Consider the following 12,247-nt stretch of genomic DNA (forward strand, 5'->3'; position numbering starts at 1 on the left):
ACAGAATTGGTGGACTACGCCTCCGGCTAATCCACCCTACGGACAAACAGAGAAGCAAGATGAACTTCGACGACACCCCGCAGGAAGCCGAATTCCGCGCCACCGCCCGCGCCTGGATCAGTGCGAACGCGCCCAAGCAATACGAGGAGGAGCTGCGCAAATCCTCACTCGGCCGCACCGTGCTCAAGAACGCTGACATTCTCGAAGTGGCAAAAGCCTGGCAGAAGAAAAAGGCCGACGCCGGCTGGGCCTGCCTGCACTGGCCGAAGGAATATGGCGGCCGCGGCGCCTCGCCGATCGAGCGCGTGATCTGGCAGCAGGAGGAGGGGCCGTTCGGCCAGCTCTCCCGCATGTTCATCATCGGTCACGGCATGTGCGGGCCGACCATGATGGCGTTCGCGCGCGAGGAGCATAAGCGGACCTATCTGCCGCCGCTCGCCTCCGGCGAGAAGGTCTGGTGCCAGCTGTTCTCCGAGCCCGCCGGCGGCTCGGACGTTGCGGGCCTGCGCACACGCGCGGAGAAGGACGGCGACGACTGGATCATCAACGGCCAGAAGATCTGGACCTCGGGTGCACATTATTCAGACTACGGCATCCTGCTCACGCGCACCGATCCGACCGTGCCCAAGCACAAGGGCCTCACCATGTTCTTCCTGGACATGAAGAGCCCCGGCGTCGAGGTGCGGCCGATCAAGCAGGCGAGCGGCGCCTCGGACTTCAACGAGGTTTATTTCACCAATGTCCGCATCCCCGACCATCAGCGCCTCGGCGAGGTCGGTGACGGCTGGAACGTCTCGCTGACCACGCTGATGAACGAGCGCAGTGCGATCGGCGCGGCCGTCTCGACCGGTTTCCCCGAACTGTTCGAGTACTGCTCCAGCCTGATGCTCGACGACGGCCCGGCGATCGAGGATCGCGCGGTGCGATCCAAGCTGGCGAACTGGGCGGTGAAGGCAAGCGGGCTGAAATACACCAGCATGCGCGCGATCTCGGCGCTGTCGAGGGGCGAACGCCCGGGACCGGAGAACTCCATTGGCAAGCTGGTGGCGGGCTCCATGATCCAGGACGTTGCGACCTATGCGCTCGATCTGCAGGGCGCGTCCGGAATCGTCAGCGGCGAGGATGGCGAGCTGGCGGGCCGTTTCCAGGCCATGTTGCTGCGTGCGCCCGGCACCCGCGTCGAAGGCGGCACCGACGAGATCATGCGCAACATCATCGCCGAGCGGGTGCTGGGCCTGCCCGGCGACATCCGGGTCGACAAGGACGTGCCGTTCAACAAGATCCCGACGAAGGGAAGAGGGTAGAGGTCCGCCATGAATTTCGACGACACCCCGCAGGAAGCCGCATTCCGCGAGACCGCGCGCAAATGGATCGAGGCCAATGCGCCGAAGGAATTGCAGGCCGAGCTGTCAAAGTCCTCGCTCGGCCGCATCCGCCTTGCCAATCGCGACATCGTCGATGTCGGCAAGGCCTGGCAGAAGAAGAAGTTCGAGGGCAATTGGGCCTGCCTGCACTGGCCGAAGGAGTATGGCGGCCGCGGCGCCACGCCGATCGAAAAGGTGATCTGGCAGCAGGAGGAGGGCGTCTACGGCAAGCTGACGCAGCCGTTCCAGATCGGCGAGGGCATGTGCGGCCCGACCGTGATGGCGTTCGGCAGCGAGGAGGCCAAGCGCCGTTACTTGCCGAAGCTCGCATCGGGCGAGGAGATCTGGTGCCAGCTGTTCTCCGAACCGTCTGCCGGCTCGGACGTCGCGGGCCTTCGCACCCGCGCGGAGAAGAAGGGCGACAATTGGGTCGTCAACGGCCAGAAGATCTGGACCTCGGGCGCGCATTATTCCGACTACGGTCTTTTGATCGCGCGCACCGATCCGAACGTGCCCAAGCACAAGGGGCTCACCATGTTCTTCCTGGACATGAAGAGCCCGGGCGTCGAGGTGAGGCCGATCAAGCAGGCCAACGGCATGCAGGAGTTCAACGAGGTCTATTTCACCGATGTGGTGATCCCCGACAGCCAGCGGCTGGGCGCCGTCGGCGACGGCTGGAACGTCTCGCTGACCACGCTGATGAACGAGCGCATGTCGATCGGTGCGCGGCTCGCGACCGGCGTGCCCGAAATGTTCGAGCTCTGCTCGAACCTGATGCTGGAGGATGGCCTCGCCATCGACGATCCCGCCGTGCGCTCGAAGCTCGCGAGCTGGGCGGCCAAGTCGAACGGACTGAAATACACCAGCTATCGCACCATCTCGGCGCTGTCGAAAGGCGAGCGGCCGGGCCCGGAGAATTCGATCGGCAAGCTGGTCTCGGGCATGATGCTGCAGGACATCGCGACTTACGCCATGGACCTGCAGGGCGCGGCCGGTATTCTCACCGGCAACGACGAGGAAACCGCGCAGGGTCAATTCCAGCAGATGCTGCTGTCCTCGCCTTCGATGCGCATCGCCGGCGGTACCGACGAGATCCTGCGCAACATCATCGCCGAGCGCGTGCTGGGTCTGCCGGGCGACATTCGCGTCGACAAGGACGTGCCGTACAACAAGATCCCGACCAAGGGGCGGTGATCGCGCGCGCTGAGCATGCACCTCGGGTGGGCAAAGGCGCAAAGCGCCGTGCCCACCCTTGCGTGTTGCTCACTCCACCCCGATCGTCGTCAGGTCCTGGAACCAGTGCTGCGCCTGCACGAACTGCTTGATCTTCGGTGACAGCGCGTGCGGGTTGGTGTCGTGGACGACCCACACCAGCGTGGCATCGTCCACAATCAGCGCATGCGCCTGCGCCAGCAATTGATCCTGCTTGGTGCTATCGAAAGTCTGCTTGGCCTCGTCGATCAGCGCGTCGACCTTCGGGTTCTTGTAGCCGCCCCAATTGACGCCAACCGGCGCGATCTGGCCTGAATGGAAAAAGCGGACGATGGCGTAGAGCGGATCTGAGGTGACATAGGCGATGTTGTTGGAGGTGATGCCGGCGTTCATCTCGTCGGCGGCGCCCTTGCGCCAATGCGTATAGAGCGTCTCCAGCTCGACCACCTTGAAGTCGATCTCGATGCCGATCTCCTTGAAGCTCTGCTGCAGGAATTCGTTCATCGGCAGCGACAGCATCTGGCCGGTGCCGCCTTGCGCGATGATGAAGGTGGTCTTCAGAGGCTTTGCTTTGGAATAGCCCGCTTCCTCCACCAGCTTCTTGGCGGCGGCGAGATCATATTTCAGCTCGAAGCTGGGCTTGCCGAACCACGGGCTCGACGGGTCGACCTGGCCCTTGGCGGGCTTGGCGAGGCCGTTCATCAGGCCGACGACTTCGTCGCGGTTGATCGCAAGGTTCAGCGCCTTGCGCAGGCGGATGTCGGTCCAGGGCGAGCCCGGCAGCACGCTGAGGTGATAATTCCAGACATGCGGCGTGACGTTGTCGACCAGCTTCATGCCGGCCGCCTTCAACTGCGGCACAGCATCCGGCGCCGGCGTCTCGATCAGGTCGACCTGGCCGGCGAGCAGCGCGTTGGTGCGCGTCAGCGCTTCCGGCATCGGCACCAGCACGATCTTGTCGGCCTTGGGAATGCGCTTCTTGTTCCAGTAGTCCGGATTTTTGCTGAGCTCGGCGAGCTCGCGCGGCACCAGCTTCGTCAGCTTGAACGGGCCGGTTCCCGAGGGCTGGCTGGCGAACTTGTCCCAATCCTTCCCGAGCTTTTCATATTGCGCCGGGCTCGAGACCAGGAACCACAGCATCTGATAGGGAAAGAAGGAATCCACCGTCTTGGTGGTGATCTCCACCGTGAAGTCGTCGATCTTGGCGTAGCTGGCGACGGAGGGGAGGCGGGTCTTCACCTGCGCGCTCTGCCGCTTGTCGAATTGCGGCGCCTTGTCGTTGAGCACCTTGTCGAGATTCCAGATCACCGCATCGGCGTTGAAATCGCTGCCGTCGTGAAACTTCACGCCCTTGCGCAGGGTGAAGCGCCACTTCGTCTTGTCGGCGTCGTCCACCTTCCATTCGGTGGCGAGGCCCGGCACCAGCTTGCCGGGGCGGTCGGCGACGTCCATCTCCCAGGCCACCAGCGGATCGTAGATCGTGTAGGCCGTGAACTGATAGGCGCCGGCGCCGCGGTCGGGCTGGCCGGTGGTGAGTGGAATATCCGCCATCGAGATCCCGTAACGCACCACAGTTTCGGCGTGCGCCGGGATTGCGGACACCAAAAGTGCAAGCACGGCGAGACAGGTCGATAGACGAATACGCATGGCCCAAAGCTCCAGGGGGATCTGGGACCAAACCTGCAATCTTGATGCCAGAATAGGCAGCACGCCGATTTAGCCCGCGCGTCATCACAAGGACTTGTCGTCGCAGGGGCAATTCGCAGAAAAAGTTTTCCCTTGGCATAGCCATTGCATACGATTGCATCAAAATTAATCATCGGAAGCCGGAAAGGGACTGAGGCGATGTTTATCAAGAACAACAACACACGGGCGGCGCTGATCGCGCTGTTGGCGCTTGGCAGCGCAGCCGCATGGCCGCGGGTGGCGGCTGCCGAAACTGTGCTGCGCATCGGCATGACTGCTGCCGATATTCCGCGCACGCTCGGCCAGCCCGATCAGGGTTTTGAGGGCAACCGCTTCACCGGCCTCACCATGTACGATGCGCTGACCAGCTGGGACCTGTCCTCTGCCGACAAGGCGAGCGTGGTGATCCCCCGCCTTGCCACCGAATGGAAGGTCGACGATGCCGACAAGACCAAATGGACCTTCAAGCTGCGCCCAGGCGTCACCTTCCATGACGGCTCGCCGTTCAATGCCGATGCGGTGGTGTGGAATGTCGAGAAGGTGCTGAAGCAGGATGCGCCGCAATTCGACGCCAGCCAGGTCGGCGTCACGGCCTCGCGCATGCCCACGCTGGCCTCCGCGAAGAAGATCGACGACATGACCGTCGAGCTCACCACCAAGGAGCCCGACAGCTTCCTGCCGATCAACCTCACCAATCTGTTCATGGCAAGCCCGGCGAAGTGGCAGTCCTTCTACGACAAGGCGGAAGGCGCCGACGCCAAGGCGAAATCGCAGGCCGCATGGACCGCCTTCGCCAGGAGCGCCTCGGGCACCGGGCCGTGGAAGATGGCGAGCTTCACCCCGCGCGAGCGGCTCGAGCTGGTCAAGAACGCGAGCTACTGGAACAAGGCGCGCGTGCCCAAGGTCGACAAGATGGTGCTGCTGCCGATGCCGGAAGCCAACGCGCGCACCGCGGCGCTGCTGTCCGGCCAGGTCGATTGGGTCGAGGCGCCGGCACCGGACGCGCTGCCCGAGCTCAAGCAGCGCGGCTTCAAGCTCTATTCCAACGAGCAGCCGCACGTCTGGCCGTGGCAGTTCTCGCGCGTCGAGGGCTCGCCCTGGAACGACATCCGAGTGCGCAAGGCCGCGAACCTCTGCGTCGACCGCGAAGGCCTCAGGGACGGTCTGCTCGCGGGGCTGATGGTGCCGGCGTCCGGCACCTTCGAGCCCGGCCATCCCTGGCGCGGCAATCCCACCTTCCAGATCAAGTACGACAAGGCGGCTGCGCAAAAGCTGATGCAGGAGGCCGGCTACGGTCCCAACAAGAAGCTGACCGTGAAGACGCAGACGTCCGCGTCCGGCTCGGGCCAGATGCAGCCCTTGCCGATGAACGAGTATCTCCAGCAGGCGCTGGCCGAATGCTATTTCGACGTCCAGCTCGACGTCATCGAATGGAATACGCTGTTCACCAACTGGCGCCGCGGCGCCAAGGATCCCAGCGCCAACGGCTCGCACGCGACCAACGTCACCTACGCGGCGATGGACCCGTTCTTCGCGCTGGTGCGCTTCCTGCAGTCGGGCATGGCGCCGCCGGTCTCGAACAATTGGGGCTTCATCAACAACCCCAAATTCGACGAGCTGGTGAAGAAGGCGCGCCAGACCTTCGATCCTGCCGCGCGCGACGCCGCACTCGCCGAATTGCACGCAGCCTCCGTCGACGACGCCGCTTTCCTCTACGTCGCCCACGACGTCGGCCCGCGCGCCATGAGCCCGAAGGTGACAGGCGTCGTGCAACCGAAGAGCTGGTTCATCGACTTCTCGCCGGTGTCGATCGCGCAGTAATTCGCGCCACACGCACAGTGCACCCTCTCCCCTTGCGGGAGAGGGTGGCTTCGCGGATAGCGAAGCCGGGTGAGGGGTCTCTCTCCGCGAGTGATCCTTCCTCCATTTGATAATGCTGTAACCGCGGACAGAACCCCTCATCCGGCGCTTGCGCGCCACCTTCTCCCGCAAGGGGAGAAGGAAGAAAGAAGACCAGTGCTCGCCTATACCGCCAGACGCATTGTCTACGTCGTCCCGATCGTCATCAGCGTGGCGCTGGTGTGCTTCCTGCTCGTGCACATCACGCCGGGCGATCCGCTGGTCGCCGTGCTGCCGGCCGATGCGTCGCAGGAGCTCGCCGCGCAGCTGCGCGCCGCCTATGGCTTCGACCGGCCGCTGCCGGTGCAGTTCGGCCTGTGGCTGCTGCGTGCCCTTCATGGCGATCTCGGCAATTCCATCGCGACGGGGCGTCCGGTGCTGGCCGAGGTCATGCGCGCGGTCGGCAACACCGTCACGCTCGCGATTGCCGCCGCCATCATCGGCTTCACCATGGGCGTCCTGCTCGGCCTGATCGCCGGCTATTTCCGCGAGACCTGGGTCGACAAGGTCGCGACCTCCTTTGCCATCGCCGGCGTCTCGGTGCCGCATTACTGGCTCGGCATGCTGCTCGTCATCATTTTCTCGGTCCAGCTGAACTGGCTGCCCGCGGTCGGCGCCGGCCCCAGCGGCTCCAATTCCTGGGCGTGGGATTGGGCGCACCTCAAATATCTCGTGCTGCCGGCGATCACGACGTCGGTAATCCCGATGGGCATCGTCACCCGCACGGTGCGCGCGCTCACCGGCGACATCCTCTCGCAGGATTTCGTCGAGGCCTTGCGCGCAAAGGGCCTGCGCGAAACCGGCGTGTTCCGCCACGTCATCAAGAATGCCGCTCCCACCGCGCTCGCGGTGATGGGGCTTCAGCTCGGCTACATGCTTGGCGGCTCGATCCTGATCGAGACGGTGTTCTCTTGGCCGGGTTCGGGCTTCCTGCTCAACTCGGCGATCTTCCAGCGCGACCTGCCGCTGCTGCAGGGCACGATCCTGATCCTGGCGCTGTTCTTCGTCTTCCTCAATCTCCTGGTCGACATCGCCCAAGCCGCGATCGACCCGCGCATCAAGCGGGGCTAGCCGATGAGCGAGCTTCCGTTGTCCGCCACCGCCAGCGATGCCGCGCTGCAGGCCGCGCCCGCCACCAAGGCGCGCGGTTATTGGGCGACCGTCGGCCGCCGCATCATGCGCGACAAGGTCAGCATGGCCTGCGCTCTGGTGCTGCTGCTGATCTTCCTGTCCGCGATCCTCGCGCCGTGGCTCGGTCTCGAAGACCCCTACAAGGGTTCGATGATCCGCCGCCTCCGCCACATCGGCACCACAGGCTATCCGCTCGGCACCGACGAGCTCGGCCGCGACATGCTGGCCCGGCTGATCTATGGCGGGCGGCTGTCGCTGGTCATCGGCATCCTGCCGGTGATCCTGGCCTTCTGCATCGGCACCTCGCTCGGCATCATTGCCGGCTATGTCGGCGGCAAGCTCAACACCGCGATCATGCGCACGGTGGACGTGTTCTACGCCTTCCCGTCGGTGCTGCTGGCGATCGCGATCTCCGGCGCGCTCGGCGCCGGCATCCTCAACTCCATCGTGGCGCTCACCATCGTGTTCGTGCCGCAGATCACCCGCGTCGCCGAGAGCGTCACCACCGGCGTGCGCAACATGGACTTCGTCGAGGCCGCCCGTGCCTCCGGCGCGGGCGCTTTCACCATCATGCGCGTCCACATCCTCGGCAACGTGCTCGGCGCGATCTTCGTCTATGCCACCAGTCTGATCTCGGTCTCGATGATCCTGGCGGCCGGTCTGTCCTTCCTCGGCCTCGGCACCAAGCCGCCGGAGCCGGAATGGGGCCTGATGCTGAACACGCTGCGCACCGCGATCTACGTCAATCCCTGGGTCGCAGCCTTGCCGGGCGCGATGATCTTCGCGGTCTCGATCTGCTTCAATCTGCTCTCGGACGGCCTGCGTAGCGCCATGGACATCAGGAACTAGGCCATGAGCGAAACCAACACCTCCGTCGAAATGCTGGAGCCGGTCGAGGACCGCGGTGGGCTCGCGCAGCCGCTGCTGCAGGTCAACGGCCTGACCAAGCATTTCCCGGTGCGCGGCGGCCTGTTCGCCGCCAAGCGCACGGTGCGTGCCGTCGACAATGTCTCCTTCTCTGTCGCCAAGGGCGAGACGGTCGGCATCGTCGGCGAGTCCGGCTGCGGCAAGTCCACGACCGCGCGGCTGCTGATGCACCTGATGCCGCGCGATGACGGCGACATCATCTATGACGGCATGACCGTCGGCCAGTCGCTAAGCTTGCGCGAGCTGCGCCGCGGCATGCAGATGGTGTTCCAGGATTCCTACGCCTCGCTCAACCCGCGCCTGACGATCGAGGAATCCGTCGCCTTCGGTCCAAAGGTCCATGGCATGGCCGATGGCGCGGCGCGCAACCTGGCGCGAGAGCTGCTCGGCAAGGTCGGCCTGCGCCCGGAAAACTTCGCCAACCGCTATCCGCACGAGATCTCCGGCGGCCAGCGCCAGCGCGTCAACATCGCCCGTGCGCTGGCGCTGTCGCCGCGGCTGGTGATCCTGGACGAAGCCGTCTCGGCGCTCGACAAATCCGTCGAGGCGCAGGTGCTCAACCTGCTCGCCGATCTCAAGCGCGAATTCGGCCTCACCTATCTCTTCATCAGCCACGACCTCAACGTGGTGCGCTACATCTCGGACCGCGTGCTGGTGATGTATCTCGGCGAAGTCGTCGAGCTCGGCCCGGTCGACCAGGTCTGGGACAGCCCGGCGCATCCCTACACCCGTGCGCTGCTCGCCGCGATGCCGTCCTCCGATCCCGACAGGCGCACCGAGACGCCGCCGATCACGGGCGACCCGCCCAATCCGATCGATCCGCCGCCGGGCTGCCGTTTCCACACCCGTTGCCCGTTTGCGGAGCCGCTCTGCGCAAATGCGACACCAAAGCTCACTGCGCTGGATAATATGGGCCACGAGGCCGCGTGCTACATGGCGATACCGGGTTCAGGCCACAGCCGCGCCCCCAGGGGAGAAACCGCATGACGAGACCGACACCGAAAGAGATCAAGCCGATCGCGCATATCGCCGGCGTGCCTGTGGACGACGAGATCGCGATCCGCATCTCCAATGCCATCGGCCCCGCCTTCGAAGGCTTCGCCGCGATCGCCGGCACGCTGCCGTTCGATCTGGAGCCCGCAACTTACGTGCTCGCGCAGACGCAGAAGGTGTCGAAATGAGCCGTGAGCCCGCTCTGATGACGCTCACCGAGGTCGCGCGCGCGATCGCGATGAAGCAGGTGTCCTCGCACGAGGCGACGCGTGCGCTGCTGCAGCGCATCGCGCAGTGGCAGCCGCATCTCAACGCCTTCATGTCGATCGAGGCCGAGGCTGCATTGAAAGCGGCGGATGCCGCCGATGCCGAGCTCGCCAAGGGCAATGTCCGTGGTCCCCTGCATGGCGTGCCGCTCGCGCACAAGGACATGTATTACGATGCCGGCCACGTCGCGACCTGCGGCTCGCTGATCCGCCGCGATTTCGTGCCGAACGTCACGTCCACCGCCTTGCAGCGGCTCAAGGACGCCGGCCAGGTCCGGCTCGGCACGCTGCATCTTGCCGAATTCGCCTACGGCCCGACAGGCCACAACGCCCATTACGGTCCGGTGCGCAATCCCTGGAACGTCGCCCATATCACCGGCGGCTCCTCATCCGGCTCCGGTTCGGCGGTTGCCGCGCGCCTGACTTATGCGGCGCTCGGCTCGGACACCGGCGGCTCGATCCGCATGCCCGCGCATTTCTGTGGCGTCACGGGGCTCAAGACCACGGTCGGCCGCGTCAGCCGCGCCGGCGCAATGCCGCTGTCGCAATCGCTCGACACCGTCGGCCCGCTGGCCCGCAGCGCCGAGGATTGCGCGCTCTTGCTGGCGCTGATGGCCGGTCCCGATCCCGCCGATTCGACCTGCAGCCACGAGCCGCTCGCGGACTACGTCGCAGCCACCAAGGCTTCGCTGAGGGGTCTCAAGATCGGCGTGCCCGCCTCGTTCTATGTCGACGATCTCGACAGCGAGGTCGCGCGCGTGCTGGACGAGACCATCGCGGTGCTCAAGCGCGAGGGCGCCGACATCGTCAAAGTCGAGCTGCCGGACCAGCGGCAATTGTCCTCGGCCAGCCAGCTCGTGCTCGCCGCGGAAGCTGCCGCCTTCCACAAGCGCTGGATGATCGAGCGTCCGCAGGACTATGGCCCGCAGGTCTTGATGCGGCTTCAGAACGGCCTCGCCGTTCCCGCCATCACCTATCTCGAAGCGATGCGTTGGCGCGGGCCGGCGCTCGCGGCCCACAATGCCGCGACGGCAGGCGTCGATGCGGTGATCGCACCGGCGTCCCCGGTGCCGGCGCCGACGATCGAGGAGAGCGACGTCGGCGGCGGCCCGAACGCGCCGGCGCTGTTGCAGCGGCTGACGCTGTTCACCCGCCCGGTGAATTTCCTGGGCTTGCCGTCACTGACCATTCCTTCGGGCTTCACCACGACCGGCCTGCCGGTCGGCATGCAGCTGATCGGCCGCTCCTTCGACGAAGCCACCCTGCTGACCATTGGCGCCGCGTTCCAGCGCGTCACCGACTATCACGACCGATTGCCGAAGCTGCCGTCATGACAAACCTCGTCGAGATCTCAGGCCTCAACATCCGCTTCACCGGCGAGCGCACGGTCTATGCCGTGAACGATCTCAGTCTCTCGCTGGGGAACAGCGAGGTGCTGGGCCTGCTCGGCGAATCCGGTTCGGGCAAGAGCGTGACCTTGCGTGCCTTGATGCGGCTGCTGCCGAAGAAGCGCACGCAGATTTCGGGCACGGTCAACGTCATGGGACAGGACGTGCTGGCCATGAACGACGAGCAGCTGTCGTCGTTCCGCGGCCAGACCGTCTCGATGATCTTCCAGGAGCCGGCGCTTGCGCTCGATCCGGTCTACACGATCGGCGCGCAAATCGCCGAAAGCGTGGTGCGCCACGAAGGCAAGAGTTTTGCGGAAGGGCGTGCGCGGGCGCTGGAGATGCTCGAGGTCGTGCGTATTCCCTCGGCCAAGCGCCGGCTGGATGCCTATCCGCACGAAATGTCGGGCGGCATGCGCCAGCGCGCCATGATCGCGCTGGCGCTGGCCTGCCGGCCAAAAATCCTGCTGGCGGACGAGCCGACCACGGCGCTCGATGCCACCGTGCAAATCCAGATTCTGCTCTTGCTGCGCGAGCTGCAGCGCGAGTTCGGCATGTCCGTCATCTTCGTCACCCACGACATCGGCGTCGCCATCGAGATCTGCGATCGCGTCGCGGTGATGTATGCCGGTCAGATCGTGGAGCAGGGGACCTTGCGCGACATCGTCCGCTCGCCGGTGCATCCCTATGCCAAGGGCCTGCTCGCCTCCACCATCCACGGTGCCAAGCGGGGCCAGCGGTTGGAGACCATCCCCGGCACGCCGCCGTCGCTGGCCGAGAAGCCGCACAATTGCTCCTTCGCTCCCCGCTGCAAGCTCGCCGAGCCGCGCTGCCTGGAGCAATTGCCCGGGAATGTCGCGGTCGGGCCGGGTCGGGCCGCCAGATGCGTCCTGGCGGAGCCGGCCACCGTGCTGTCATAGTTCGGATGAGTTGAACCGGGCTGTGCGAGCCTTTCCAGCATTCACACCCCGTTCATTCCGGTTCCCGTTCCATGGCGCCTTTCACGGAGAGGGACCTCACGGATGTACATTTCCAACGAAGGCCTTCTCGTCATCCTGTTCGTCGGTCTCGTCGCCGGTTGGCTCGCCGGCAAGATCGTGCGGGGCGCCGGGTTCGGCCTGATCGGCGACATCGTGATCGGCATCTGCGGTGCGCTGGTGGCGAGCCTGCTGTTTCCAAAGCTCGGCATCCGCCTCGGCACCGGCTTGATCTCCCAGATTGTCTATTCTGCCATCGGAGCGGTCATCCTGCTGCTGGTGGTACGCCTGGTGCGCGGCGGGGGCCGGCTCTAGCCTCTGCATTCGGCTGAGCGGAACTTGAGCCGCGCTTTTCGCGGAAGCGGCTGAAAGCCTGCAAGAAAAAGCCGCAAGCCTGTGGAATT

11 protein-coding genes are annotated in these 12,247 nt (G+C 65.1%); 10 read left to right on the forward strand and 1 reads right to left on the reverse strand.

Annotation, left to right across the window (positions count from 1 at the left end):
* Positions 1 to 59: 59 nt before the first annotated feature.
* On the forward strand, positions 60 to 1,304 hold the full coding sequence (locus tag GA0061099_RS09820) for an acyl-CoA dehydrogenase (RefSeq protein ID WP_074447671.1): 1,245 nt from the start codon (positions 60 to 62) through the stop codon (positions 1,302 to 1,304).
* A gap of 9 nt (positions 1,305 to 1,313) precedes the next feature.
* Complete coding sequence (locus GA0061099_RS09825) at positions 1,314 to 2,558, forward strand: acyl-CoA dehydrogenase (protein WP_036020886.1); 1,245 nt, start codon at positions 1,314 to 1,316, stop codon at positions 2,556 to 2,558.
* A 69-nt stretch (positions 2,559 to 2,627) separates the two neighbouring features.
* Here the strand turns inward: GA0061099_RS09825 and GA0061099_RS09830 are convergent, their stop codons facing one another.
* Positions 2,628 to 4,223: an ABC transporter substrate-binding protein gene (locus tag GA0061099_RS09830; protein ID WP_036020889.1), complete on the reverse strand. Its 1,596-nt coding sequence runs from the start codon at positions 4,221 to 4,223 to the stop codon at positions 2,628 to 2,630.
* Positions 4,224 to 4,421: 198 nt separating this feature from the next.
* Here GA0061099_RS09830 and GA0061099_RS09835 point away from each other — a divergent pair, with 198 nt between their 5' ends.
* From GA0061099_RS09835 to GA0061099_RS09870, 8 genes are all read left to right on the forward strand, one after another.
* On the forward strand, positions 4,422 to 6,083 hold the full coding sequence (locus tag GA0061099_RS09835; protein ID WP_074447672.1) for an ABC transporter substrate-binding protein: 1,662 nt from the start codon (positions 4,422 to 4,424) through the stop codon (positions 6,081 to 6,083).
* A gap of 195 nt (positions 6,084 to 6,278) precedes the next feature.
* The gene (locus GA0061099_RS09840; RefSeq protein ID WP_074447673.1) at positions 6,279 to 7,232 is read left to right on the forward strand and encodes an ABC transporter permease; all 954 of its coding nucleotides are present in this window, start codon (positions 6,279 to 6,281) and stop codon (positions 7,230 to 7,232) included.
* A 3-nt stretch (positions 7,233 to 7,235) separates the two neighbouring features.
* The gene (locus GA0061099_RS09845) at positions 7,236 to 8,141 is read left to right on the forward strand and encodes an ABC transporter permease (protein WP_035997066.1); all 906 of its coding nucleotides are present in this window, start codon (positions 7,236 to 7,238) and stop codon (positions 8,139 to 8,141) included.
* Between the two features lie 3 nt (positions 8,142 to 8,144).
* On the forward strand, positions 8,145 to 9,206 hold the full coding sequence (locus GA0061099_RS09850; protein ID WP_036020902.1) for an ABC transporter ATP-binding protein: 1,062 nt from the start codon (positions 8,145 to 8,147) through the stop codon (positions 9,204 to 9,206).
* Positions 9,203 to 9,400, forward strand: coding sequence for a hypothetical protein (locus GA0061099_RS09855; protein WP_036020905.1), 198 nt, complete (start codon positions 9,203 to 9,205; stop codon positions 9,398 to 9,400). Before GA0061099_RS09850 ends, GA0061099_RS09855 begins: the two co-directional genes overlap by 4 nt.
* Positions 9,397 to 10,812 (forward strand): Asp-tRNA(Asn)/Glu-tRNA(Gln) amidotransferase GatCAB subunit A, encoded by a 1,416-nt coding sequence (locus tag GA0061099_RS09860; RefSeq protein ID WP_036020908.1) that lies wholly within the window; start codon positions 9,397 to 9,399, stop codon positions 10,810 to 10,812. The genes GA0061099_RS09855 and GA0061099_RS09860 overlap by 4 nt, the downstream gene beginning before the upstream one ends.
* A complete protein-coding gene (locus GA0061099_RS09865; protein ID WP_036020911.1) occupies positions 10,809 to 11,786 on the forward strand; it encodes an ABC transporter ATP-binding protein in 978 nt (325 codons plus the stop codon). The genes GA0061099_RS09860 and GA0061099_RS09865 overlap by 4 nt, the downstream gene beginning before the upstream one ends.
* Positions 11,787 to 11,888: 102 nt before the next feature.
* Complete coding sequence (locus GA0061099_RS09870; RefSeq protein ID WP_035997080.1) at positions 11,889 to 12,158, forward strand: GlsB/YeaQ/YmgE family stress response membrane protein; 270 nt, start codon at positions 11,889 to 11,891, stop codon at positions 12,156 to 12,158.
* The last annotated feature ends 89 nt before the right edge of the window (positions 12,159 to 12,247 follow it).

The organism is Bradyrhizobium yuanmingense (assembly GCF_900094575.1).
GTDB lineage: Bacteria > Pseudomonadota > Alphaproteobacteria > Rhizobiales > Xanthobacteraceae > Bradyrhizobium > Bradyrhizobium yuanmingense.

What these genes read in the sequence shown, in the direction of transcription:
- GA0061099_RS09850 (WP_036020902.1), top strand. Translation starts at nt 8,145, where the DNA reads ATGAGCGAAACCAACACCTCCGTCGAAATGCTGGAGCCGGTCGAGGAC.
- GA0061099_RS09860 (WP_036020908.1), top strand. Translation starts at nt 9,397, where the DNA reads ATGAGCCGTGAGCCCGCTCTGATGACGCTCACCGAGGTCGCGCGCGCG.
- GA0061099_RS09825 (WP_036020886.1), top strand. Translation starts at nt 1,314, where the DNA reads ATGAATTTCGACGACACCCCGCAGGAAGCCGCATTCCGCGAGACCGCG.
- GA0061099_RS09870 (WP_035997080.1), top strand. Translation starts at nt 11,889, where the DNA reads ATGTACATTTCCAACGAAGGCCTTCTCGTCATCCTGTTCGTCGGTCTC.
- GA0061099_RS09855 (WP_036020905.1), top strand. Translation starts at nt 9,203, where the DNA reads ATGACGAGACCGACACCGAAAGAGATCAAGCCGATCGCGCATATCGCC.
- GA0061099_RS09835 (WP_074447672.1), top strand. Translation starts at nt 4,422, where the DNA reads ATGTTTATCAAGAACAACAACACACGGGCGGCGCTGATCGCGCTGTTG.
- GA0061099_RS09865 (WP_036020911.1), top strand. Translation starts at nt 10,809, where the DNA reads ATGACAAACCTCGTCGAGATCTCAGGCCTCAACATCCGCTTCACCGGC.
- GA0061099_RS09820 (WP_074447671.1), top strand. Translation starts at nt 60, where the DNA reads ATGAACTTCGACGACACCCCGCAGGAAGCCGAATTCCGCGCCACCGCC.
- GA0061099_RS09830 (WP_036020889.1), bottom strand. Translation starts at nt 4,223, where the DNA reads ATGCGTATTCGTCTATCGACCTGTCTCGCCGTGCTTGCACTTTTGGTG.
- GA0061099_RS09845 (WP_035997066.1), top strand. Translation starts at nt 7,236, where the DNA reads ATGAGCGAGCTTCCGTTGTCCGCCACCGCCAGCGATGCCGCGCTGCAG.